We start from the raw sequence: 24781 nt of genomic DNA, 5'->3' as shown, positions 1-24781 counted from the left end.
TTTGACGCCCCCAAAACACAACACTCACATAAAATATAAAATAGATCATTCGAAATAGATATGAGCACCTATTAAACAGCAGTAGATACCAGATCACGATCTATAAAACACAAAGAACATATAATGACTATATATTTACATTCAGGGCTACATAAAACCGGCACCACAGCAATACAATGTTACGCCTATAAATATAGAAGGCTGTTAAGAAGTAAAGGTATTTTATATCCCATTATTCATCGAAATTTAATTAGCATAGATAAGGGTCACCATCTTTTTGCACACTCATTTTCCGATCACCCTGAAAGTCCACCTATCTCCAGAGGAAAGTTGCTAGCATATGACTGGAAGTCAAAGTCGCAGAAAAACAACCTTGATCTATTAATTAGTGCAGAGCCTATTTGTCGACATACTTATAAAACAAAAGATTGCTCCTGGATTGAGGCTCGGCACCATTATTTAGAACAACTCTCCAACACATTACCCCCAGAGCAAACTAAAATCATCTTAACCTTGCGCAGACAAGATAATTTTTCCCAGTCTCTATACAAAGAACATATTATGAAAGGAGTATCTCCACTAGCGAAACTGCCATTCAAGGAGTTCCTATCAAAGATAGAAGGTAGAAACCTGAACTTTTATAAAAATATAGCAGCATTCAAAAAGTTCTTTCCCAATATACAAATACTCATTTACGAGCAGCTATGTAATGGCGACCTACCAGTTAATTTCTTTCGTGCTCTAGGGATTTCCGGCCTACCAAACTCTAACAAAATCATAAGAGAGAGCCTATCAAATGAAGAGGCCGCTTTAAAACAGATATTAAACCAGCAAATACACTCAAAATCTGAAAATGTAAAACTATTGAAATGGATAAAATCTAGCAATACACAAAATATAATCAAACGAACACTACCAAGATCATCACACCTATGGAACTCTGATGAAGATAGAGCTAATTTTTTAGATCGATATTCACAGGAAAATAAAAAAATAAATGATGAGTTCCTCGAAGGAGGTGAAGAACTGTTTCCATCAAATCATAAACTTCCCAAAAAAAAGCCTAACATTATCACGCTAAAGCCATATTTAATTAAAACACTTCAAGCCCTATCTAGTGATGTTCAACAGTTACTGGGGGAATACCGCTTTAGAAACATAATCAATGCTATAGAGCACTGATTGCCAAATCTGGTTAGAAGTCCTTTAATAAGGATCGCCAGCAACAAAGTATGTTACTGGCGCCTAACTATTTAGAGGATCTAAAGCGATAAATCACTTACCACTGATATATCATTCCAAGTAAAACGCTCAGCACGATATACACTCGTATCATTGACTATCATCTCCCAAACCGTCTCTGCAGTCTGATCGCCGGCGATTTCAACAATATATGCATCTCTATTGTTGCCGGTACTAGCACTGGATGGGCCGCCCGCGCAAAGTAGAATATTCCCACCGGGAAGTTCATCTACATCCCCTAAAGAATTGGTGTACTTTGGTGCAACGTACTCCCAAGTTTGCACTGCCACCATTTCCTCTGTGTTTAAAGAGAATTTCACTGCGCGGCTATTATAGACCTCACCACTGTATTCGGACTCATTCCTATTATCGTAAATCAGAATGTCTCCGTCTGACGCAAGCATAGCTGCATGCTGAGAAGCCATCCAGGTGCCATCTTGCAATGAAAATAATTTCTCAAGAAATCCCTCGGAAGCATCCAAATCCCTACCCATAATCCAGTTTACTTCGCCACTATTATGATCAATATTGACCACCCAGCTTTGAGAGCGACTTGACAGTAAAATCGAATTATCGGCAGAAATATAGTGTAACGAGTTAGAGTGAGTCCAATCCAGCGCACCATTGCTCGCTTCTCGATTGGCTAACTCACCGGGGAAACGCTGAGTATCGAGATGATCGAATGCAGACCATTCCCATACAGTATTGCCCTGCCCATCCACTTCAAGAATCGCATCTCCTTTTATCAATTGACCATCAATTGTTTCATAGGCGTTTGTTAATACCAGTAGATTTCCATTTTCAAGAAGAATTGCATCGTGGTGATAGGCTGGCAGCTCAAATGATTGGAGCGTTTCACCGGCAAAGGAGATAATCCTTGCTTCCTGATCCAACAGCAACATTAAATTGCCATCCTGTAAATTGCGCACTACCGGAGCTCCGGTTAGAGGAACATCTCCGTGAAGGTACCAGACAACCTCACCCTCCTCATCGAATCCCCAAAAGGTATTATCCCTGTCACCTGAAGGTGCAAAAATAGTTACACCTCCTTCGCTTTGCTCTGTAAATGTAGTTACCTCAACTGGGGGAGCGCCTTCAGGTAACGAACCAGTCTTGAAAGAAATAGTCGAACTCTGCACAACGTCTCCACTTTCCAGCATTGCCAGTGCGGTAAAACGGTAAGTGGTATCGGCCCTTAAACCTACTAGGGTCATATCATGCTCTGTGCCCCAGTCGGTATAATTTGTTCGCCGACGGTCGGTTACCGCCGAGTTGATCCTGATCGCCACTCGCGACTCACTGCTAGTCGATACTTGCGCATTCACCATTAAACTATTTAGTGGATGCATCGAAAGGGTTAATTCTACTTCGTCATCCAAAGCAAGCAGAGCTTCATTCGCTTGCTCTACCTCAACACTCACGCCCGGATTGCTGTACAGCATTACAATACATACTAGAAAAAATATGGGTAACGTCGATCTTCCAGTCATAGCCAAATCCTATTTAATAAATATTAAAAGTAATCATCCCTACCCTGGTATTTCATTTTCAGGGGAGCTTCCAATAATCAGCTATCACATAACGGAAAAAGGGTGGATTCGTTTACTTGGTTTTCAAACCAGAAAGAAATATTTTAGCGATCCCGAAAAGGAAATTTCTTCATTCAATTTTCTAATGCGCAATGGCCCGCACAACAAGAATGAGAAATGGGGATAATTTTGGATAACGATATAGTCGCGACACTTACTAAGATGAAATAAATAATAAAAACTTTTTGAACGCTATTTCTATTATTCTGGCGTGGTTCAAGAACGCTGGAAATTGACTCGCAAGTTACGGTAGATTACTCATAAAACCTTAGCAACTAAGACAAAATCCCTAAAAATCACTAACAAATAGAAGAGCATCCTCTAAGAGAACCTCAGTATATTCCTTTTTGTTGTCACCAGCCCTTAAGACCCACCTTACCATCCCTTGGACTTGTAGTGGTTCATGCCGCCGCAGTACCAACCCGCAGCCGAGGCCGAGTATACGGTTATCTGCTTTGGGGAAATCACCAGCTATGGACTTGTCCCTGTAGTAGGGCAGAAATACTTGCCCTAAGACAAACTGTAGCTGGATTCAAAATCCACGGTTGTTTACACGGCCCACTGGTAGTAGAGAGGTGTGTAATGCATAGCCGATCTTCGCTGCAAAATCATCAATCCATTTCCACGAAACAGAAGGGATCTCTACGCAAAAAATCATCATTCGCCGCTGCCGTAGTGATTGTGGGATCTGCAATTCTTGCCCCACTGACCTATGCCGTGGATTATTCCAATTCCCGCTATAATTCGCGATACAGCGCTCAACATGGACATGGAAACTACGGAGCACACTCCAGGTATAGCAGGGACTACCGAGCAAATTCACGGCATAGCAGGAATTACAGATCGCACTCAAGGCACAACCGGGACTACAGAGCACACCCCCGATACAACAGAAATTACAGGGCGCATTCCCGATACAACAGGAATTATCGGGCTCACTCCAGATACGGAACACATTCCAGATACGCGGCGAATCCACGACATAGCCGCCATATGTGGTTTAAGTCCAATATTCAGGGAACACCGCGTATTGTGATCGACCTCAGTGATCAAATGGCATACTTCTATAAAGGCGGGCGCCTGGCCGGTATGTCCCCAGTATCTACTGGTAAACCCGGACACCGCACACCTACCGGTAACTTCCGTATTTCACAGAAGAAATACAGCCATCGATCAAATCTGTACGGTCACTACATCAGCCCACGGGGCTATGTAATGCGCAGCAATGTGGATGTGCGCCGCCACCGCAAACCTGCGGGTTCTCGATTCCGCGGGGCATCTATGGATTACATGATGCGTATCAATGGCCCCGTTACCATGCATGCTGGCCACGTCCCGGGATATCCCGCCTCTCATGGCTGTATTCGTATCCCCTGGCATATGGCTAAGATTTTTTATGCCCACGCCAAGGTTGGTACCAAAGTGTCCGTGGTGCCTTGAATTGGAAGTAACAGGTAAATTTTTACCAACCATAAAAAAGGCGGACTAAATAGTCCGCCTTTTTTAATTAGGAAGCCTCGGCCTCTTTTCTCTTTGTTAAATCCATAAGGGTAAAATAATCGTGAGCCGCTCGATTAACATGCCTCGCCAGTAATAAAGTAGACACCATTGTTGGAATCGCCATTACTGCATACATCCCGATGATGATGCTGTTTACGGCACTTAAAGAAGCCACCGCACCCAATATAATCAGCACCATGTAGAGTCCGGTATAAAGACCCAGCCAGCGGCCACCAAAAAGAAAAACATAGCATTTCATGCCGTAATACCAGCAGGTAACGATAGTGCTGAAAGCCAGCGGAAGGACCATTAGCAGTAGCAAAATTGGGCCGAACTGCCCAAACACCTGAGAAAATGCCTGTGCAGTCAGGGTAACGCCGGCAATATCCCCTTCCTGCTGCCAAGCGCCAGTCAGTAGTATCACCAGGGCAGTACAAGTGCAGATAACCAGTGTGTCTACAATGGGGCCCAGCATGGCAACCACGCCTTCTCGAACGGGCTCACGGGTTTTAGCTGCACCATGGGCCAAAGACTCTGTGCCTATACCCGCTTCATTAGAAAATGCGCCCCGGCTCACCCCTACTGTGATGACCGAACCCAGAGTACCTCCAGCAATAGCTTGACCGCTGAAAGCGTCCGAGAAAATTAACGCAAATGCTGCCGGTACCTGCTCCCAGAAGCTGGCAATTACCACAAGGGTCATGCCCAGATAAAATAGCACCATGCCCGGCACTACTCTTGCGGAGAATTTACCGATACGCTGGATACGACCGGCTATAACATAGGCCGATGCAACAGCAATTAATAAGCCAATAACAAAATCAAAAGTGAATGAACCTCCGGGCGCTACCCAACCCAAGGGCTCAGCAAAAGACTCCCGCAGTAGCTGCGTGGTTTGATTGGACTGAAACACCGGCAACATACCGCAGAGTCCCGCCACGGCAAACAGTACTGCGAGCGGCATCCAGCGTCGGCCCAACCCCTCGCGAATAACATACATGGGGCCACCTTGCAGTTCCCCGGAGGCATCGCGACCGCGAAACATCACCGCCAGCGTCGCTGTATAGAACTTGGTAGCCACCCCAACCAGGGCAGTTACCCACATCCAGAAAATCGCCCCAGGTCCACCAATCGTAATTGCGATGGCAACCCCGGAAATATTGCCAAGCCCTAGGGTTCCCGACAGCGCTGTGGATAGCGCTTGGCTGTGATTCACTTGTCCAGGGTCATTGGGGTCATCGTATCGGCCACTTAAAAGCCCAATACTGTGCCCAAGATGGCGGTAGGGACGGCCACGAGAATAGATTAATAGCGCGAGGCCTCCACCAACGAGTAGCACCAATAAGGGGGGACCCCAGACAAAACTGGCAAAAGCCTCTAATGCCTGATCAATAGCAGGGAATATCGACATAATTTAATTCATTTCCGGTGAGATTCGCCCAGTCTAGGTACGCTCACACCAGACTGTCAAAATGCCGCCATAAAACTCCGCAGCCTCATAAATGCGAAAAATTTGGGAAAACCTGGAATCCCGGCAATAAAAAAGCCCCAAATAGGGGCTTTTTTAACAATCTTTTACAACTTTTTATCAAGCTGTAGTAGTTGCCTTTAATGCGGGCTCGGGTTCTGAACTCTCCCTCACCAGCGCCACCGATATAGCGCCAAGCAACATACACACCCCCGCCAGAACAATGATGTAAATTGCCTGGTTTTCGAAAACTGTTTTCAATATCAAGCCAGCTACCAGGGCAGAAACAATTTGTGGTGCGGCGATAGTGAAATTAAAAATCCCCATATAAACACCGGTCTTATCCGCCGGCAGTGAGTCGGAGAGGATCGCATAGGGCATCGCCAGAATAGCGGCCCAGGCAATGCCCACACCCACCATCGGTAGCAATAATCCCAGGGCGCCACTGGGTACGGAAACTTCTGTAATCAACAGATTCACCTGTGTGGGATCGCCCCCCTGGAAGAACAGGAAGCTGATGTATCCCAAACCGCCCAGTGCCAGCGATAGGGAATAAGTGAGCTTACGCCCCAGAACCTGAGACAAACGGGCCAGGACAATAGAGAAGATCGCTGCAAACAGGGAGTAAGCAGCAAAAATAATTCCTACCCAGTCACCGGCAGCACCCTTAGCGGCAGCGATATGTGCGGGAATTTCTTTGACACTTTCCAGATAGGCGGGATCAAACCACTTGGCTTCCACTCCCCAAACGTGTTGAGTGATTGCTGGCGTGGTGTAAACCCACATAATAAACAGGGCAAACCAGGAGAAGAATTGCACCAGGGCCAGCTGGCGCATAGTGCGCGGCATTTTAATTAGCAGCTGGAAAAAACCGATCAAGCGCTTTGCAAGTGGGGGTTTTTGCTGTCTCTCCCACTCAAGTTGTGCGGAGTCGAGACCTTTATAGGCATTGTACTGCTCCGGCGGATACTCCTTGGTGCGCAGCACAGTCCACAACACACTGCCCAGCAGCACTGTGGCGCCGATATAGAAAGCCCATATAACGGAGGGCGCCACCTCTCCCGCACGGGCAGTATTTTCCAGACCAATCACATTAGTCAGGATGAATGGCAACATGGAGCCGAAGATGGCGCCAATGTTTATCAGCAAAGACTGTACCGAGTAACCCAGGGTGCGCTGCTCTGATGGCACCATGTCGGATACCAGGGCGCGGAAAGGCTGCATGGTCACGTTAAAGGCCGCGTCCATCAGGGCCAACATAACGCCGCCAAAGATAATGGGGGCCACTATCGCCACCACAATCCCGGCATTGGGCATAAACGCCATCCCCAGGGCTGCGGCGATGGCACCAAAAAGGATAAAGGGGTTGCGGCGACCGAAGCGACTCCAGGTCCGGTCCGAAGCCGAACCCACGATCGGCTGTACGATCAGTCCCATTAGCGGCGCCACTATCCAGAATAGAGACAGGGAGTGAAGGTCCGCCCCCAGATCAGACAAGATTCTACTGGCATTAGCATTTTGCAGAGAAAAGCCAAATTGCACCCCGAGAAAACCGAGACTGACATTCCACACCTGCCAAAAGGGCAAGCGCGGTTGCTGGGCTTGCGGCGCAACGGCGCTGCTTGCTGATTGGGTCATAGAGGTCACCGCATCACTAGTTATGCTTATTCTGCCATTCTCACACGCACTCCCGGAGCATCCATCCTCCCCCACAGGGGAGGATGCGGGCCAGATCCTTCGCTTTAGGATAAACTCAGGCCCATGCGTATACGCCGGGCCAACACGAAACTGTGAATCCTAATCAAGCAACTGAAGTCCCGCGCGATGATCCTAAAACTCCCACTCCTGCGCCTGGTGTGTCTCGCAGCTACACTCTGCCTGAGCGCTCAATCCCTGGCCGCTGAACAGCGCAACTACCGCGATCACACCATGAGCGAAGACTCACTAACTGTACAGACGAGTGAGGGCGAGGTCATCCTCACCCCGGTTGGTCCGTCAGCGCTATCGGTGCACTATCGCCGCGAAGGCCTGAAGCAGTTGCCCTCATTTGCGTTGGCCAGCGATTCTGCCGGCCGACCCGAGGCTACGCTGAAGCAAAAAGGGGACAAGCTCGTTTACCGCACTGGCTCGCTTACTGCAGTCATCCACAAGTCTCCCTTCCGAATCGAGTACTTGCGCGGTAGCGAACAAATCCTGAGTGAAGAGAGTGGTTTCTTTGCCACCGAGACGATGCGCGGATTCCGTTTCGCACTGTCGCCAGAGGAAAAACTGCTGGGTGGCGGAGAGCGGGTTATGGGGATGGACCGTCGCGGTCAACGCCTGCCCCTGTATAACCGTGCCCATTACGGATATACCACCGAATCCAACCAGATGTATTTTTCCCTGCCAGCAGTACTGTCCAGCAACAAATACATTCTGCTGTTCGACAACTCTGCCACCGGCACCCTGGATCTGGGCGCAAACGAAGAAGATATCCTGCAATTTGAAGCTGTAGCCGGGCGCACCGCTTACATCGTGGTAGCCGGTGATACTTATCCACAGTTGCTGGAAAATTATGTATCCACCACCGGCAAACAGCCCCTGCCACCCCGTTGGGCCCTGGGCAACTTCGCCTCGCGCTTTGGCTATCACAGCGAAGCTGAAGTCCGCGCAACCGTGGATAAGTTTGCCGAAGAAGATTTCCCCCTGGACGCCCTGGTGTTGGACCTCTACTGGTTTGGCCCGGATATCAAAGGCCATATGGGCAACCTGGCCTGGGACAAGGAAGCCTTTCCCGAACCAGAAAAGATGATGGCCAACCTTAAAAAACGCGGTATCAATACCATCCTGGTGACCGAACCTTTTGTCCTCTCCACCTCCGAGCGCTGGCAGGAAGCCGTGGCGAATAATGCCCTGGCCAAAAACCTGGCCGGAGAGCCCAAGCGTTTTAATTTCTATTTCGGCAATACCGGCCTGATCGATGTCTTCTCTGAAGATGGCCGCGACTGGTTCTGGAATATTTACGACGGGTTATTGGAACAGGGCGTAGCCGGCTGGTGGGGCGACTTGGGTGAACCGGAAGTTCACCCCTCCGATACCGTTCACGCAATCGGTATGGCCGATGAAATCCACAACGCCTTCGGCCACGCCTGGGCGCAATTACTGCACGAACGCCAAACGGCAAAGCACCCTGAGCGTCGCCCCTTTATTATGATGCGCTCCGGTTTTGCTGGCTCCCAGCGCTACGGCATGATCCCCTGGACCGGCGACGTCGCTCGGGAATGGGGTGGCTTACAGCCCCAGGTGGAATTGGCTCTGAGTATGGGCTTGCTGGGCTTTGGCTACACCCATTCAGACCTGGGTGGCTTTGCCGGCGGCGAGAAATTTGACCGCGAACTCTATATCCGCTGGTTACAGTACGGCGTATTCCAACCGGTTTACCGCCCGCACGCCCAGGAGCATATTGCTTCCGAACCGGTTTTCCACGATCGTCGCACCCGCGATATCCTGCGCGAGTATGTAAAACTACGCTATCGCCTGCTGCCCTACAACTACACCCTCGCCTTCGAAAACAGCCAGACCGGCATGCCGCTGATGCGCCCGCTGTTTTTCGAAAACGAAAGTGACCTATCTCTCCTGGACTACAAGGATGCCTACCTTTGGGGGCAGGACTTCCTCGTTGCCCCGGTCGTGGAAGAAGATGTGGATGAGGTCGCGGTAAAACTGCCCGGCGGCACCTGGTTCGATTACTGGACTGATGAACAATATTCTGGCGATCAGGCCCTGGTAGAGGTGAACCTGAAAACGATTCCTGTACTGGTGCGGGCCGGCGCCATTATTCCCACCATTGACGATATTCACAGCAGCCGCGATTACTCCAGTAAAAACCTGATCCTGGACTACTACGCGCACCCATCAGTAGCAAAGTCCGAGCGCTATGTTTATGAAGATGATGGCGCTACCGCGCAGGCTTTTGAAAAAGGCAAATACGAGAAACTGCATTTCTCAGCTGAAAACAAACAGCAGGGTTTAACCTTCGCCTTTAATCGAGAAGGAGACGGTTATACCGGTATGCCGGAATCCCGCAAGGTCAATTTAAAGATCCACAACTGGCAACAAGTGCCTGCGCAGCTTGATGTTACCGGCGAATCCCTGCCTATTTTCGACAGTGAAAAAGACTTTGCTCAGGCACCCCGTGGGGCCTGGTACAACAAGAGCAAGCAGCAACTGCTGGTTAAATTTGACTGGCACAAAGAACCGCTGGATTTAGTGCTCAAAAATCAATAATTCAGCAAACCGCTGTTCACTGACAAAAAAATTTAAAGTCATCAGGAAACAATGAAGAAGTTACATTCCCTGTTTATTGCCAAACTCCTTTCGGCTTCCCTACTGGGCGCTGCTCTATTCGGCACTGCCGGCTGCAGCCAGGAGAGCAGCCCGGAAGAAATACAGCCCGCTGAAAAAGTTGCGGAGAAAAAAGCCGTTATCTACCAAGTGCTACCGCGCTTATTTGGCAACACTAACAGTACCAACAAACCCTGGGGCACACTCGAAGAGAATGGTGTGGGCAAGTTCTCCGACTTTACCCCAAAAGCACTGAATGAAATCCACGCACTGGGCGCCACCCATATCTGGTACACCGGCGCCCTGCACCACGCGCTCGTTGGCGACTATACGGAATACGGTATCAGTAACGATGATCCAGATGTGGTCAAAGGCCGCGCCGGCTCTCCCTATGCCATCAAGGATTACTACAGCGTAAACCCAGACCTGGCCAATAACCCAGCAGAGCGATTACAGGAATTCCGCGCACTGGTGGAACGCAGCCACGCGGCCGGCCTGAAAGTAATTATCGATATAGTGCCCAACCATGTAGCCCGCGCCTATCATTCTCTCGATAAACCCCAAGGCGTGCAGGATTTTGGAGCTGGCGACAACACCCAGGTCACCTACGCCCGCAACAACAATTTCTACTATGTGGTGGGCGAAGATTTCCGCGTGCCCCTTGCAGAAGACAGTTATCAGCCACTCAATGGCGAAGCCAATGATCTTGTCGATGGGCAGTTTGTAGAGAGTCCAGCTAAATGGACCGGTAATGGCGCGCGCAGTGCACAACCTGCCATGCACGACTGGTATGAAACCGTCAAAATTAATTTTGGCGTTCGCCCCGATGACAGCAAGAATTTTTCTGAGCTACCCCAGGAATATGCCGAGCGCGACTACCGGGCCCACGCCCAGTTTTGGGCAGACAAGAAAGTCCCGGACACCTGGGAAAAATTCCGCGATATCGCCCACTACTGGCTGGACTTTGGCGTGGACGGATTCCGCTATGATATGGCCGGTATGGTGCCGGTAGAATTCTGGAGCTACCTGAATTCCTCCATCAAAATGCGCAACCCCAACACACTGTTACTTGCCGAAATCTATACTCCGGAACGCTATCGGGACTATCTGCACCTGGGCAAAATGGATTATCTCTACGATAAAGTCGGCACTTACGACGCTATTCGTGCGGTCATGGAGAACAAGGGCGGTGCAGATAAAATCGCAGAGGTGCAGGCAAGCCTGGTAGATATCTCCTCTCATATGTTGCGCTTTATGGAGAACCACGACGAGCAGCGTATTGCCAGCCCACAATTTTCTGGCAACCCAGAGGCAGGCAAACCTGCAATGCTGGTATCTGCCGCGCTCTCTCCAGCCCCTACTTTGGTTTACTTTGGCCAGGAGTTAGGAGAGCCCGCCAACAAAGATGCCGGCTTCGGTAAAGCCAGCCGCACCACCATTTTCGACTACTGGTCAGTACCCAGTGTGCGCCGCTGGAACAATGAGGGCGCTTTTGACACTGCACTGCTGACAAAAGAAGAAAAAGAGCTGCGCAGCTTCTACCAGCGCCTGCTTAATTTCTCCAAACAGAGCCCGGCCTTACTTGGCGATTATCTGGACTTGCACAGCTACAACCGCAAGCAAAACTCTGGCTATGGTGAAAAACAATTTTCCTTTGCCCGCTGGAGCGAACATGAAAAATTGTTGGTAATCGCCAACTTCGATAACAGGGCAGTGGAGTTTAATTTTCAGTTGCCTACAGCACTTCTAGAGGCCTGGAAACTACAACCGGGCAGCTACCTGGCTGAAAGCCAGATATCCAATAAGGTGGCAAACCTTATCTTGGAAAAAGACCAAGCCTCCACAAAGATCCAGTTGGCACCCTACGAAAGCCATATCTTTGCAATATCCGCTGTTCCCCAGAAATAGCCACTCAGCCCTGGAGGGGACTAATCCCCTCCAAGAACGCTTAAGCACAGCAATTTATACCCACCTTATCCCCTTTCTCACAACATATTCCCGACAATCCCTAACCATACTCATCAGGTAACTCGCTTGACATAAACACTACTCCATGTATATTGCTCACAATTATATTGTGCACAATTTAAATAAAAGCCGAAATTGATATGCAAGGGGACATTATGAACCGACAACATAGCCGCTATTTTTCACCACTAAATCTATTTTTAACCGCACTTTTAGTATCAGTAGCACTTCCTACAATGGCTGAAACTGACAAGGCCGAACAGAGCGAAGCACCTATCCAGGTGACAGACGAGACTTTTAACTGCATCCGAGATATGACCAAGGTGCGGGGGTTTTATGTGGATAATTTACTGGGAGATCTGGATGGGACTCTAAAGGTCGCAAACTCCAGCACTGGAGGTGTTTATCCTCCAGGATCAGTGGTCCAGTTAGTCCCCGGGGAAGTGATGGTCAAACACCAAAAAGGCTTTAACCCCGCCACTAAAGATTGGGAGTTTTTTGAACTGGATGTTTCTGAAGAAGGTAGCAAAATCCGTAAGCGAGGTTTTGTTGATGTAGTTAACCGTTTTGGAGGTAACTGCTTTGCCTGCCATATCCAGGCCAAACCGCAATGGGATTTAATTTGCGAGACCGGACACGGCTGTGAACCCATACCACTGACAAAAGAAATACTGGCCTTGTTGCAAAAAACCGATCCTCGTTGTGAATCGAACCCAAAGTTAAATCAAGAAGAGATTGCAAAATTGCAGGCGCTACAACAAGCTCTGCTGGCTAAAGAAAAAGAAAATAAATAACTAAAGAAGCCTGCAGACTAACTTCCTCGCCTGCAGGCTCTTATCAATTACAGTGCAATCACACTATAAATCATGGTTTGATCATTCACCTGCACCTTGTAGCTTCCGCTTACAGAAGTGTAGATATCAGATCCACCCTGCTCCAAGTCGCCATCGGAGTCGCTATCGCCGTAGTTTTCACTCCAGTCAGCATTAACATCGAATTTGAAACGCTGCTGGGATTGACCATCAAAATTTACCTGGATTTCCCAGGTATTGTCGGCAACTAATTCCATAGCGTCAGAACCCCAACTATTTGGTGTGCCACGGAAATAAAGTGAGGAAAAGTTGGATGCGTAACTACCACAGTCTGCACAGGTCAGGCTGTAGCTCAAGGTTTCATCATTTACCTCAACAATATAGGTACCTGATACATCGGTGTAGATATCATCCCCACCCTGCTCCAGAGAGCCGTCCGCATTGTTATCCCCGTAGTTTTCAGCCCAGTCACTGCTAACATCAAACTTAAAGCGCTGGTTACCGCTGCCATCAAACACCACAGTGGCACGCCAGGTATTATCTGCAACCAGGGTCATCGCCTGAGTGCCCCAGCTATTGGGCGTACCGCGGAAATTTAATGCCGTAAAGTTTTGAGCATAACCAGCATTGGGATCAGTCACGGTAATGGTTGCCGTAGCACTATCGGTCAGGCCATCGTTGTCAGTAACAGTGACTGTCTCGGTATAAGTGCCCGCACTGGCGAAGCTCAAAGTCGTCGAGGAAGAACTACCACCACTGCTCCAGCTATAGGAAATCACACTACCGTCGCTATCAGTAGAGCTGCTGGCATCCAGGGTGACACTCTGATTGACTTCTACTGTGCTGGATACTGGAGTCACACTTGCAGTGGGTGCTTGCTGGGAAGAGACCTCGGTGATCGAATAGGCCAGAGTCTCATCATTTACTTCAATCAAGTAGTTACCGATTACAGAGGTATAGATATCTTCTCCGGTTTGATCCAGCGTGCCATCAGCACCATCGTCACCGTAATTTTCGGCCCAGTCACCATAGATATCCAACTTAAAGCGTTGGTCTGCCTGGCCATCAAAATTGACCACCAATTGCCAGGTATTATCTGCTACCAATTCAAAAGCCGTTGCTTCCCAATTATTTGCTGTGCCACGGAAATAAAGGCTGGGGAAACCTGTACCAGAACATTCATCACCACAGGGACCAGATAGCTGCCCACCGTGAATGGCAGCAGCGGAATAAGCTGCAACATTGAAAGTTGCATAGCCATTGCTGCCTACGGAAATAACATCGCCACTGCACTCATCATCTCCCGCCAGGACATTGCAGTAGTCCCCAGCAGGAAGGCCTGTATACAGTGTCTGGCTGAAAGAATTACCCTCGTTATTGATAACGACATAGCCTTTATCACCGCGTCCAAAGGCAATCTGGTTATCTCCGTTATCCCACCAATTTTCCATACTGGTGCCGTCGGTGTAGTTACGGAAACCCACCATATTGGCAATATTGCCCCATCGGTGCTGACATACCCATTCGTTGTTTTCACAACTCTCCGGACCAGTATTGGGGGGACCAATATCCGTATCGGTAAAGTCATAACCTGACATTACCTTCGGATAGCCATAGGGGTGTGCCAACATAAAAACATTGGCCAGGTTATACTTGTAGCCATCGTGATAGGTCAGGTTACCGCCACCCCCGTGGCCACGTTCACGATCGTGGTTGTCAATAAAGTGAACTGCATCGCTGGAAGATAAAAGTCCCCAACTCTCGCCAATACTGGCGAGGTTTTTAATTTGTCCGTTAAAATTACTCGCTACATCAGTGCCGTACTTAAATTCAGTCACACGGCCCAGGAATGTATAATTTGATGGCTGGATTTCAAAGGCTTCGCCAGCTGCGCCGATAACTTCAGAAAAGATCCAGGGATTACCAGCTTTACTCATGATGCTGTACATATCGCTGGGAGACATATGCTTAACCGCATCTACACGGAAACCATCAACGCCCATACCCTGTAATTTATTTAGGTAATCGGCCAGGGTCTGCTGAACATAACTGGAACCAGTATCCAAATCTGGAAGTCCACTCAAGCGGCAATTCCAGACATTATTTGCATCGCTATAGTTATCAATAGTGCAATCGGAGTGATAATCCCAAGAGGAAAACTCACCGGGGTGATTCAACAGTGTCCACTCGGTACCGCCCCAACCCGTGCCTCCACCATTCCAGGCCGCCGTATGGTTGATGACTACATCTGCGTAGACTTTTACACCCGCCGCATTACAGCGGGTGATCATGCTCTGTAACTCAGCCTCGGTACCGCTGCGGCTGGTCAGGTTAGTGTAGGAAACCGGCTGGTAGCGCGCCCACCAGGTGGAGTGGCTGATATGTTCATGGGGCGGGGAGATCTGCACCGCATCAAAACCTTTCGGCCCCAGGAACTCCTCACATTCACTGGCGATATCATTCCAGCTCCATTCGAACAGGTGTACAAAGGCAGTGCCTGCGCTGGCATGGGTACTGGACATGGCTCCGAGTACGATACTCGCGCCTCCCAGAAGCCCTTTTAGTGGAAATTGTTTTTTCATTTTAGCTTTCCTTTTTCTCTCATCTGTAGTCGTTATCTTTTTTGTATAAAGAGAACCCCAAGGGCAGTTGCCTACCAATGATTAATGGCTCTCCATTTCTACATAAATAGGGTCAACCTATAAGCACGCCTTTTCCCTGGCACTTGCAAATACTTGGATTGCATTCGCCCCACAGTAGGAGCTAGAAATATTCTCCTCAGGCGACACAACCAATAGGCATTCGCTCAAGAAAAGAATTTGTGGGAAGCACCGCAAGCGGCGAAGAAAAGTTCAGGCTTATCATCACAGGTGACCATTTATTATTTTTTGCAATTCAAGCCAGATATTTGGAAACCCCAACTACGCAGTATCTAAACCGCTGGATTTCAATACCCGACCAATTGATCACTCATCCTGAGATATCCACAGACCACCAAAGGCATCAATAAACCGGTAGTATGTGAACAGATACCGAACAGCAGCGGTAATATGCACCTCCTGTGCTACTGCAAACCCGAAATTACAACTATTCGGGCATTTGGAAGGCTAATAACCAGTGCTTGAGAGCACATCCTCCCTGTAGGGGGCGTAGTAGATATTTGTGCTACAGATCTAAATAGCGAACATAATTTGGCTTTTAAGACCAAAATTTAAACAGACGGGAAAACAGAATCACTCACAACTCTAGCTTTAAATGCTTGAAGTAATGACGGTATGTGAGCACTTCTTAGCGATGACTCTAGATAGATAGAAATTAATACCCCAGATATTTCTTAGTTATTCCATGAGTATAATCGCAGTGTTCATCAAACTCACTTACAGGCCAATCTCGAAACTCCAGTAGATCCTGACCTATTTCTGATATCTCATCAGATAGCTCAAGTTGAGCCAACCAGTTTGCAAGAATTGCACCCACACCCTAATTGGCACCAATCAGGATTCCGCTAATAGAGCCTGTAGAATCTAAATTGCCATCGTGATTAACAGCCATCAGCAACGCTTCTTTGAGGCTTGGAGATTTAAGGGCACAGTAAACTGAAATAACATGAGCCTATTCAGCCAATTCGATAGCTGTGAGCGTTTTCTTATAAATTGAATGTTTCCACAACTTTATTTTTGCTGTAGTAATTCCTTATTTATTCGAGTTTAGCTCAATATTGCACCCCCAGATAAAAATCAGGATAATAGTAGTCGGGATGACCAACATATAAACGTTAAGTTAATTATGAATTGTAAAGCAACTATTCAGTTTGAAGACGTGAGATAATCAAGGCAGCCACCGTTGATAAATTTCAGCATGGTTCGCTTCGCTCACTTTACCACCCTTAGCTCCGCTCGGTTATCACGATATTAGAAAATAAGAATATGGAAAATATATATACCCCCCCTAATTCTATTGAAACAAATGAATGCCAGCTCTTGACTTGGAAAAAGGTACTAAGTTCTATCTTCTCAGTAATCTCAGCGACCGTCTATTTTCTAGGTTATTGGTTAACCCCTTATTTTGCTGAAATGTACGCTAACTTTGGCGTAGAATTGCCATTCCAGGCCATATTTCTTATTGAACTACACCCTTACTTACTATTACTTTCGATTATGAGCTTTTTGCCAATGGTTGTCTGGCATCAATCTGAGCTACTGATAAAAGTAAAATATGGAATGTTTCGCATTTCATTTATACATTTTATCATTTCAATTTTTGAGATTGCTTTCTTACTGTGGTCCCTATATGCTCCAATTTACGCTCTTGGACAAAGTGTATAAATCCCGACATAATCGTGCACTATGAAAGCTGGTCTCTCTATAAATCACTAGCAAGGGGGGCGGGCGTAAAACATAGAAACTTCCTAACTTCAATTTGCCGCTTGAACACCCAAATCACTTAGCTTATCTATCTACCTCCTACAGCAGCTTTAGCAACCTTTTATATAAAGCCTGCTACGTTATGTAAGCCTATGTGGCAGTCAATTTCTAGATTGTTTCCTCAGGCAATAGACTCAAGTCTTTAACAGAGCGTATCTTAAGCTAGTTGCTCTACAACTTTGCACCATAGCTTCATTCAAGTGTGATCTCCCCTTATCAGTAGAGAAAGTAATGTATTTTCCTTGTAAACTTACCGGGCAGTGAACATGTAGTTCATTTTATCTGCACTAACTATAAAACCGCTCAGCCGGTAACTGAAATAGACAGCTAGGACTCTATCCCTACTGTAGAGCTTCAGTTTTGATATTCAAATTAAGGGGAAAAGGATGAAATTTTTCAAAGGAATCAAGGTATTTTGCCTTGCTGTGACACTTTCAGCTTTATACGGATGTGGTGTCGCACACGTAAAAACAGACGTTCAAGCGCAAAGTTTTGAAGACTATAAAAATATATTAATACAAGACGTAAGGGTGTACTCAAATGAAAGTGCAGCCAAAAACAATAGTGCCCTACAGGAAAAAATGAAAAGTTGGGAGCTCCATACCCGCAGTGAACTCGAGGAATTTGCCAGAGAGAGCGATTATCAACTCGTCAATTCCTTAGATGAAGCTGAAGGCAAGACTTTGCTCGTTGATCTTGATGTGAAGGTTCAATACGGAAATCGCGCATTGCGCTGGGCTGTTGGCTTTGGCGCAGGAAAGGGAGGCGTTGACTCTGTCCTGACTGTTAAGGACTCCGAAACCGGTGATGTTAAATACAAGGCTCACGCCGATAGTGATCTGTCCGTGGGCGGTGCAGGTGGAGATATTGGCGCTGTACTTAAGAAAAATATCAAAGCGCTCATTGACCAGTATCGGGAAGTCTAAACCTTACGAATTGAGCACTAGGGACGCGCGTATAGTGCGCGCTCCCTCTTCACCGAGTAAGTTTCTTTGGGAAAGACTAAAAGAACCGATCACGGCTTAACTCAAAGAGCCTGTAGCCGATAGTTACTTATGGTGTTGTAGTTAGCCCCCCACTCTCTAAGTAATTCCAATCCCAACATACTCCAACCAGCTCTCAATAACGCTACCAGGCAAGAATACATTTTGAATTCTGGTCACCCGCATTTTGGTTGTAGTAGGGCTTGCACGCGCTACCTATAAACTTGATCTACCTCAATACCCCCACCCCCAACTTCGCCATTATGCGCAACAAAATTATTCGATGAGATAGGCGCCAAATTCGACAAATGGGACAGTCAGGTACTCGGGCTGACCACCCCATCATGATAGATTAGACCTCTTGGTCAACTGCAGGTCGCACTGGCCAGTAACACGCTTAGTTGAGGAGAAAAAATGGAGCAGCAAAGCACCGTATTCGTTGTAGTGGACCCTAACGATGAGAAGCATGTAGCTCTGGAGCGAGCCCTGATCACTTCACGTGGACGCAATCCTCAGCCGCGACTGGCTGTATTCGTCGCAGTTGATGGTGAAGCGGTGGATACCCGTGCAGTTAACGACCACCTATTTCGCGATGAGTCGTGGTTCCGTGAACAAATTCGTGAACCCATCTCAGAAGCTGGTCTTTCCTGTGAGATCACTGTTTGCTGGTCCAGTGATTGGCAGGCGGCCATCGTGCAGGAATCAAAGCGTTGCAACGCAGAAATGATCTACCTACCAGTACACGCGAAGAGCAGCCGTCGCTTTACCTTCGCCGAATCCAAATGGCGAGTCCTGAAAACAGCGCGCTGCCCAGTGGTATTGATTCGCCCCGGCGCCAAGGACGAGCGCAAAGTTGTATTGGCCACCGTTAACTACCAGGCAAAAACCCTCGAACAGCGCGAGCTCAATCGCCAGATCAGCGAACGCGCGACCTATATCGCAGGTCATTACGGAGCAGAGCTACACCTCGTAAATGCTTTCCTGGATTCCATGCTCTATCCAGATCGCGGTGCTTTGGCCAAGCTTGCCGATAAAACCGGTGTCCCCACCCATCGCATTCACGTAAAGCGCGGCTATACCAGTGATGTTGTTGAGGAGGTGGCCCGTGAGATCGATGCAGATCTGGTCGTAATGGGAACTATGAATCAGTACGGCAAGACCGGTTCATTCCTGCGTGGCAATACTGCCGAGCGTGTAATTGGCCAGTTAGATGTTGATGTGATGGTATGTAACCAGTTCACCACAACAACAATGAACAACGATTAAGTCATCCCATTTTCAAGGATGCTGACAGCCCCAGCAGTGCTACCTGCCGGGGCTTTCTTTTTTGGATTTACTGCAATTTAGCAGATAGCAGTAGCAAAGTTCCCTCGGTATCAAAAGTCACCCGGCCATCCTCAACTTTGGCTCGCTTGCCCGAGTAGTAATCGGTCAGTTCGATACCATCGGCAAACACACCTTTAACTGATACGCTCTTCTCTCCTGCGGACAGTTCCATCGCCACAACTACCGGCTGCTCACCAGATAAGGTGCGGGAGAATGTATAAGGCTTATCCTCCAGCTTCTGGTGTACACCAGCTCCAACTGCCGGGTGCGATCGACGAAACTGCCCAAGCTTCTGCCAATGAGCCAGCAATGCACGGGTTTCCGGCTTTTCCAAGTCATCCCAGTTCATATTGGTGCGCATAGAGGCGTCGCCGAATGCCCGATCATCAATCATGGGGCGCGCCAGTTCATCACCGTAATATATCTGCACAGCACCGGGCGCTAACATCAGTTTACTTGCGGCACTCAGTGTGTGCTGGCGCTCGCGGTCAAATGAGTGATGGTCATCGTGGGAGCCTAGATAATTTAGGACACCGAACCCTTTTAGTTCGCCACTGTTCAAGGCGGAAGAATAACTGGAGAAAATATCCTCCGCTGGCTTGCCCGCAACCTGGGCAAAATCGAAGTTAATCAGACTGTCAAAACCGTACTGATAAAAGTCCACTTTCCGGTCGCTATAATCGTAGGAACGACCAACACTGGGACCAAAGTTGTTAACGCCGAAATGGTAAACCTCACCCACCATAAAGAAATTGCGATCATCCAATTTCTTCTTCGGGTTCTCAGCCTTCCACTCAGCCAGGGCTATATCCGCTTCGTTTTTCAGTATTGCCCAGGCCTGTGGCTCTACGTGTTTGACGGTGTCCACACGAAAACCATCGACACCGTATTCACGCACCCAGTCGGTTAACCACTTGATCAGGTAATATTTGGGGGCACGGGGATAGCCAGTGCGCTCGAAAAAGGCATCCAGCTCGCGCTGCTCTTGCTGCAGGCGGCCTTCTTTTTTCCACTTTGCCACCAGTTGCGGCGGCAACTCGACATCTTTCTCGCTCTCCGTGAGGATATCCGTCAGGTTCGCGTGAATTGCACACTCAACATTGCCGGCATAGTCAGACCAATCGCATTGCTGACTATTGCGCAGCCAACTCGAGGGCCACCTGGAATCCTGTTCAGTGACTGGCCCGGTGTGATTGAGAATTACATCCAGCAATACGCGAATCCCCTGGCTGTGAGCTACCTCAATCAATTCCGCCAGGTCTGCTTCAGTGCCAAAGTTGGCATCTACGGCAGTCCAGTCCTTAGGCCAGTAGCCATGGAAAGCGTAGGTGCGTTTATCGGACTCATTGTAGCCATGGATGTTCTCAATCACCGGGGCCATCCAGATAGCATCGACCCCGAGATCATTAAAATACCCGGCTTCAATTTTCTCGATAACACCGCGCAGATCCCCTCCCTCAAAACCGCGCAGGTATGCTGCATCGTCTTTCCGGCCGTAGGGGAAATCATTGCTGCTATCGCCGTTATTAAAACGGTCCGGCAACATAAAATAGACTGTCGCATTGCGCCAAAAAGGGTCTACCGGCTCTGCAGCCACGGCAGCTTGTACACCACCCAGCATCAGGCCAATCAATAAGCTGGTGAATTTTCCCATTGTTCTCTCTTTTATTCGCCGCTCAGAATTATTCAGAAGCTCCCCAGACCACTCTAATAGGCCCAGTAAATCAAACATCCTCCCGCGCGGGGGCGTAGGCACTGCGCAGGGTTCAAGACCGGCGATAAGGTTGTGCAATTACCCCATAGTAAAACTATTTTGCGAGCGGCGCTTTTGCAGAGTAATGTAAAACCAGCAGATCGCGAGAAACCGCAGCGCTTTGTCGTGGTCCAAGCGTCACATTCTGTTAGCAGTCAAAGGAGGCAGGGAATGTCGGAACAACAATCTAGGCAAGGGTGGATCATCGGCATTATTGTGGTGGTCGTTGTCGCTGCAGCAGCCTATTGGCTCTGGACCGGCGAGGAAAAGAAAAAAGAAATTCCCACCATCGGTGTTGTCGAAGAACCCCAAACTGCTCCCGAGCCAGAAGCCCTGGCACAACCTGAGAGCCAGGAACCAGCCCAACCGCCCGAGGAGCCGGTCATCGAAGAGGAGCCCGGCAGAGAGCCACCTCCCCCCCTGAACGAGAGCGATAAGGCCGCATATGACGAATTAATGTCCTTGGCACCCGACGGCGCCTTGTCCCGCTGGCTGGTACCTGATGAAGTAATACGTAAATGGGTAGCCGCTGCCAATGCAGCATCCCGTGGTGAGCTGATTCACAAGCATCGCCCGCTGAAAACCATTCGCGGCCCCATCACCGTTACCGGGTCATCCGCTGAGGGCTACCAACTGTCCCCGGAGAACTATCGCCGTTACGACCAACCAGTACGATTGTTCGCACTGGCTAACACTGATGCCATCATTACTTTGTATCAGTACTGGTACCCCCGTTTAGCCCAGGCCTATGGCGAGCTGGGGATTCGCAACAAGTCATTCCACCAGGTGGTGATTGGAGCAATCGACAATGTACTGGCAGCGCCAGATGTTGAAGGCCCTATTCAATTGATACGCCCGTCGGTGTATTACAAATTTGCCGACCCAAAACTGGAAAAACTCCCTGGAATACAAAAGCTGATGATCCGCATGGGCCCCGACAATGCAGCCCGGGTTAAGGAAAAGCTGAAAGAGATAAAGGCTAAGCTCGAAGAAATGCCCGTTCAGGAGCAAACCCAATAAGCAGATCTCAGGCCACTCAGCTTACAAGCTGGGTGGCCTCCCACCTTTAAGATTCGGTTGTTTTTTAACCATTTCATCGCCTGGACACAACAAACCCTGCCTTCATCAATTTGAACCGCCGAAAAACTTATTCAAAACGCCAGCGGTCATACCCATCCGATACTCAGCCCATAGCCATTGGGGTATATTACCGGCTGTTCACTAAACGATCCCAACACCAAGCGGCAACAGGCACTGCCCTATAGGAAAAGATCCAGGGTTCAACAGGAGCGAATCAATCGTAGGGTGCCCTGCGTGCCCCTTCTGCTTACTCCCCACTCAAGATCTATTCTGTCTCCGCCGGTATAGGCTGTAGATAACAATCGAGGCTCATTTTGAAATATCGTTCCTTCGGCCAAATTCTGGCTGTGACTCTCTTATTTGCTGTGTCGCTGGCCCAGGCTACCCCTGAAATTAACATAGCCCCAACACCCACTTGGGTGGATGCCGTCGACCTCTCGAGTAGTGTCACTGCACCCGAAGGCAGTGTTAGGTATCACCTGAGTAACTCCCAGATATCCCATACGAACGAACAACACCAATACTATTTTCAGTTGGTGATGGAGCCCCTCAATCAGCAAGGGGTTAAACAGGTATCGGAACTGAACATTAGTTTTTACCCCGCATTCCAGCAGCTGGTCGTCCACGAAATTACCGTCACCCGCAATGATCAAGTGATTGATCGCCTGGAAAAACAGGACTTCAAGTTATTCCAGTCTGAGCAGGAGCTGTCCAGCAAACTCTACTCTGAAATGTGGAATGCGCTTTACATTCTTGAGGATATCCGACCCGGTGACCAAATCTCCTACGCTTATACGCTCGAGGGAAGCAATCCTATTTTTGAACGCGGGGATTTTGGTACTTTCTACCTATCATGGCCAGATGCCATCGACAGGCGCTATGTAAAAATTACCAGTGACAACAAGCTCAACTACCGTTTTAACAATGAAAAAGTACCGGTGAACGTTACCCGCAATAACGGCACTTACCAGTACACGCTGGACCTGAAGCAGGTGTCTCCGATACTTCAGGAGGGGGAATACCCTCACTGGCATGACCCATTCAACTACATCCAATATTCAGGCTATAACAGCTGGGCTGAAGTGAACGACTGGGCAATGACACTCTACGATATTGACCTCTCCCTGCCACAGGAACTCACCCGGCAATTGGATCAATGGCGCGCAGAGGAAGGCCTTGAGGGAGCTGTCAGCAAGGCTATTGCCTACGTTCAGGAGGATATTCGCTACTTTGGGATCGAGTTTGGAATCAACTCACACCAACCGCGAACGCCGAGAGAGACTTTGGATAAGCGCTATGGCGACTGTAAAGACAAAGCCATATTAATAACCGCCATGTTGTCTCACCTGGGGGTTAACTCTTACCCCGCTTTAGTGTCTTCAGGACGCGGTCGTGACCTTGCCAATGATATCCCCTCTCCCAGTTCATTTGATCATGTAATCAGCGTCATTGAGCTCAATGGACAAGATTATTGGGTTGACGGCACCGCTTCCGGACAGGGCTCCAATATCAAGAGCAAAGGCTTCTTTGATTATGAATTGGCACTCCCCATTCGAAAGGGAACCCGAGCATTAAAACAAGTAACCACGATTTATCCCGCCAACGGCACTCTGCAACTGGATGTCACCGAAAATTTTGAAATCAATGCCGGTACCAATACCGCAGGGCTAACTGTTGAATCCACCTACAGCGCTCTCAAAGCGGAGCAGATGCGTCAATTTTTCCAGTCAGCAGACTCTGAATACATAAAGAGTAATTACGCAAACTTTATGGCAACTTACTACCCCGGCATTGAAATCACATCCAATATCAAGCACCAGGACAATCGGGGTGAAAATGTACTTCAGGTATCGGAGCTATATGAGATCAGTGATTTTGCCGAGTTGAACTCTGCTCGGAAGATTTTCTCACTGTATGGCTCCAGTATCGCCTCTTATATTACCAGCCCCCAGAAGCGTATTCGCCAGAGCCCATTAGCGCTGGCACATCCTGTGGATATCAACCACAAAGCAGTAGCCAAAATTACTGGAGAGGTTTTGTGGAGAGAGGAATCCCAGGATCTACAGATAGACAATCCCTGGTTCACCTTCTCCAGAACCTCCGATCATATTGGCAATAACATCTCGGTGAACTACGCCTTTAAATCCAAAGCGGACCATGTCCGCAATACGGATATTGCCGAGTATATGGGGCAACTCGATAAACTGGATGAAGCACTTCAATATCAGTTCTGGGCCAAGGGCGATAATTCGAATACTCAGGAAACCAGCAAGGCAATGAAAAACCTGGTTAAGTCACTGATCAGGAAGTAAA

The 24781-nt window shown here is 48.4% G+C and carries 18 protein-coding genes; 12 read left to right on the top strand and 6 right to left on the bottom strand.

The window, feature by feature from the left end; genetic code table 11:
* The first annotated feature begins 123 nt into the window (after window positions 1–123).
* Window positions 124–1182 (top strand): hypothetical protein, encoded by a 1059-nt coding sequence (locus tag ACYX4J_RS01480; RefSeq protein WP_476177704.1) that lies wholly within the window; start codon window positions 124–126, stop codon window positions 1180–1182.
* Window positions 1183–1262: 80 nt separating this feature from the next.
* Here the strand turns inward: ACYX4J_RS01480 and ACYX4J_RS01475 are convergent, their stop codons facing one another.
* Window positions 1263–2684, bottom strand: a complete 1422-nt coding sequence (locus ACYX4J_RS01475) for an aryl-sulfate sulfotransferase (protein WP_445361026.1) — start codon at window positions 2682–2684, stop codon at window positions 1263–1265.
* Between the two features lie 22 nt (window positions 2685–2706).
* Here ACYX4J_RS01475 and ACYX4J_RS01470 point away from each other — a divergent pair, with 22 nt between their 5' ends.
* From ACYX4J_RS01470 to ACYX4J_RS01460, 3 genes are all read left to right on the top strand, one after another.
* A complete protein-coding gene (locus ACYX4J_RS01470) occupies window positions 2707–2958 on the top strand; it encodes a hypothetical protein (RefSeq protein ID WP_476177703.1) in 252 nt (83 codons plus the stop codon).
* 585 nt (window positions 2959–3543) lie between these two features.
* Entirely contained in the window at window positions 3544–3867 is a 324-nt protein-coding gene (locus ACYX4J_RS01465; RefSeq protein ID WP_444918345.1) for a hypothetical protein, read from the top strand.
* Window positions 3825–4271, top strand: coding sequence for a L,D-transpeptidase family protein (locus tag ACYX4J_RS01460; RefSeq protein ID WP_238152069.1), 447 nt, complete (start codon window positions 3825–3827; stop codon window positions 4269–4271). Before ACYX4J_RS01465 ends, ACYX4J_RS01460 begins: the two co-directional genes overlap by 43 nt.
* A gap of 67 nt (window positions 4272–4338) precedes the next feature.
* Here the strand turns inward: ACYX4J_RS01460 and ACYX4J_RS01455 are convergent, their stop codons facing one another.
* A complete protein-coding gene (locus ACYX4J_RS01455; RefSeq protein WP_476177702.1) occupies window positions 4339–5742 on the bottom strand; it encodes an alanine/glycine:cation symporter family protein in 1404 nt (467 codons plus the stop codon).
* Between the two features lie 177 nt (window positions 5743–5919).
* Entirely contained in the window at window positions 5920–7437 is a 1518-nt protein-coding gene (locus ACYX4J_RS01450; RefSeq protein WP_476177701.1) for an MFS transporter, read from the bottom strand.
* Window positions 7438–7623: 186 nt separating this feature from the next.
* Between ACYX4J_RS01450 and ACYX4J_RS01445 the strand changes: the two genes are divergently transcribed.
* The 3 genes from ACYX4J_RS01445 (at window position 7624) to ACYX4J_RS01435 (ending at window position 12884) form a co-directional block, all read left to right on the top strand.
* Window positions 7624–10065 carry a glycoside hydrolase family 31 protein gene (locus ACYX4J_RS01445; protein WP_476177700.1) on the top strand — a complete coding sequence of 814 codons (2442 nt, stop codon included), beginning with the start codon at window positions 7624–7626 and terminating at the stop codon, window positions 10063–10065.
* Window positions 10066–10116: 51 nt separating this feature from the next.
* Complete coding sequence (locus tag ACYX4J_RS01440; protein WP_476177699.1) at window positions 10117–12030, top strand: alpha-amylase family glycosyl hydrolase; 1914 nt, start codon at window positions 10117–10119, stop codon at window positions 12028–12030.
* Between the two features lie 215 nt (window positions 12031–12245).
* Window positions 12246–12884, top strand: coding sequence for a hypothetical protein (locus ACYX4J_RS01435; protein WP_476177698.1), 639 nt, complete (start codon window positions 12246–12248; stop codon window positions 12882–12884).
* Window positions 12885–12931: 47 nt separating this feature from the next.
* On the opposite strand, the gene ACYX4J_RS01430 is transcribed toward ACYX4J_RS01435, so the two are convergent.
* Both ACYX4J_RS01430 and ACYX4J_RS01425 read right to left on the bottom strand, forming a co-directional pair.
* On the bottom strand, window positions 12932–15484 hold the full coding sequence (locus tag ACYX4J_RS01430; protein ID WP_476177697.1) for an alpha amylase C-terminal domain-containing protein: 2553 nt from the start codon (window positions 15482–15484) through the stop codon (window positions 12932–12934).
* 898 nt (window positions 15485–16382) lie between these two features.
* Window positions 16383–16505 carry an ADP-ribosylglycohydrolase family protein gene (locus ACYX4J_RS01425; protein WP_476178641.1) on the bottom strand — a complete coding sequence of 41 codons (123 nt, stop codon included), beginning with the start codon at window positions 16503–16505 and terminating at the stop codon, window positions 16383–16385.
* A gap of 323 nt (window positions 16506–16828) precedes the next feature.
* Here ACYX4J_RS01425 and ACYX4J_RS01420 point away from each other — a divergent pair, with 323 nt between their 5' ends.
* The 3 genes from ACYX4J_RS01420 (at window position 16829) to ACYX4J_RS01410 (ending at window position 19575) form a co-directional block, all read left to right on the top strand.
* Window positions 16829–17227, top strand: a complete 399-nt coding sequence (locus ACYX4J_RS01420) for a hypothetical protein (RefSeq protein WP_476177696.1) — start codon at window positions 16829–16831, stop codon at window positions 17225–17227.
* Window positions 17228–17712: 485 nt separating this feature from the next.
* On the top strand, window positions 17713–18252 hold the full coding sequence (locus ACYX4J_RS01415) for a hypothetical protein (RefSeq protein WP_282931061.1): 540 nt from the start codon (window positions 17713–17715) through the stop codon (window positions 18250–18252).
* 471 nt (window positions 18253–18723) lie between these two features.
* A complete protein-coding gene (locus tag ACYX4J_RS01410; RefSeq protein ID WP_476177695.1) occupies window positions 18724–19575 on the top strand; it encodes a universal stress protein in 852 nt (283 codons plus the stop codon).
* Window positions 19576–19642: 67 nt separating this feature from the next.
* Here ACYX4J_RS01410 and ACYX4J_RS01405 read toward each other — a convergent pair whose 3' ends face one another.
* Window positions 19643–21289: an alpha-amylase family glycosyl hydrolase gene (locus ACYX4J_RS01405; RefSeq protein ID WP_444940614.1), complete on the bottom strand. Its 1647-nt coding sequence runs from the start codon at window positions 21287–21289 to the stop codon at window positions 19643–19645.
* 270 nt (window positions 21290–21559) lie between these two features.
* Here ACYX4J_RS01405 and ACYX4J_RS01400 point away from each other — a divergent pair, with 270 nt between their 5' ends.
* Together ACYX4J_RS01400 and ACYX4J_RS01395 are read left to right on the top strand one after the other, a co-directional pair.
* Window positions 21560–22408, top strand: a complete 849-nt coding sequence (locus ACYX4J_RS01400) for a DUF3014 domain-containing protein (protein WP_413663508.1) — start codon at window positions 21560–21562, stop codon at window positions 22406–22408.
* A gap of 374 nt (window positions 22409–22782) precedes the next feature.
* Window positions 22783–24780 (top strand): DUF3857 domain-containing transglutaminase family protein, encoded by a 1998-nt coding sequence (locus tag ACYX4J_RS01395; protein WP_476177694.1) that lies wholly within the window; start codon window positions 22783–22785, stop codon window positions 24778–24780.
* The last annotated feature ends 1 nt before the right edge of the window (window position 24781 follow it).

The sequence above is a fragment of the Microbulbifer sp. ABM4_008 genome, from assembly GCF_056311705.1.
The sequence above is the reverse complement of the archived record's forward strand: the minus strand, read 5'-3'. Positions and strand labels throughout refer to the sequence as shown.

Coding starts and splice junctions, on each gene's coding strand:
- ACYX4J_RS01480 (WP_476177704.1), top strand. CDS start 124: ATGACTATATATTTACATTCAGGGCTACATAAAACCGGCACCACAGCA.
- ACYX4J_RS01475 (WP_445361026.1), bottom strand. CDS start 2,684: ATGCTGTACAGCAATCCGGGCGTGAGTGTTGAGGTAGAGCAAGCGAAT.
- ACYX4J_RS01470 (WP_476177703.1), top strand. CDS start 2,707: ATGGGTAACGTCGATCTTCCAGTCATAGCCAAATCCTATTTAATAAAT.
- ACYX4J_RS01465 (WP_444918345.1), top strand. CDS start 3,544: ATGCCGTGGATTATTCCAATTCCCGCTATAATTCGCGATACAGCGCTC.
- ACYX4J_RS01460 (WP_238152069.1), top strand. CDS start 3,825: ATGTGGTTTAAGTCCAATATTCAGGGAACACCGCGTATTGTGATCGAC.
- ACYX4J_RS01455 (WP_476177702.1), bottom strand. CDS start 5,742: ATGTCGATATTCCCTGCTATTGATCAGGCATTAGAGGCTTTTGCCAGT.
- ACYX4J_RS01450 (WP_476177701.1), bottom strand. CDS start 7,437: ATGACCCAATCAGCAAGCAGCGCCGTTGCGCCGCAAGCCCAGCAACCG.
- ACYX4J_RS01445 (WP_476177700.1), top strand. CDS start 7,624: ATGATCCTAAAACTCCCACTCCTGCGCCTGGTGTGTCTCGCAGCTACA.
- ACYX4J_RS01440 (WP_476177699.1), top strand. CDS start 10,117: ATGAAGAAGTTACATTCCCTGTTTATTGCCAAACTCCTTTCGGCTTCC.
- ACYX4J_RS01435 (WP_476177698.1), top strand. CDS start 12,246: ATGAACCGACAACATAGCCGCTATTTTTCACCACTAAATCTATTTTTA.
- ACYX4J_RS01430 (WP_476177697.1), bottom strand. CDS start 15,484: ATGAAAAAACAATTTCCACTAAAAGGGCTTCTGGGAGGCGCGAGTATC.
- ACYX4J_RS01420 (WP_476177696.1), top strand. CDS start 16,829: ATGGAAAATATATATACCCCCCCTAATTCTATTGAAACAAATGAATGC.
- ACYX4J_RS01415 (WP_282931061.1), top strand. CDS start 17,713: ATGAAATTTTTCAAAGGAATCAAGGTATTTTGCCTTGCTGTGACACTT.
- ACYX4J_RS01410 (WP_476177695.1), top strand. CDS start 18,724: ATGGAGCAGCAAAGCACCGTATTCGTTGTAGTGGACCCTAACGATGAG.
- ACYX4J_RS01405 (WP_444940614.1), bottom strand. CDS start 21,289: ATGGGAAAATTCACCAGCTTATTGATTGGCCTGATGCTGGGTGGTGTA.
- ACYX4J_RS01400 (WP_413663508.1), top strand. CDS start 21,560: ATGTCGGAACAACAATCTAGGCAAGGGTGGATCATCGGCATTATTGTG.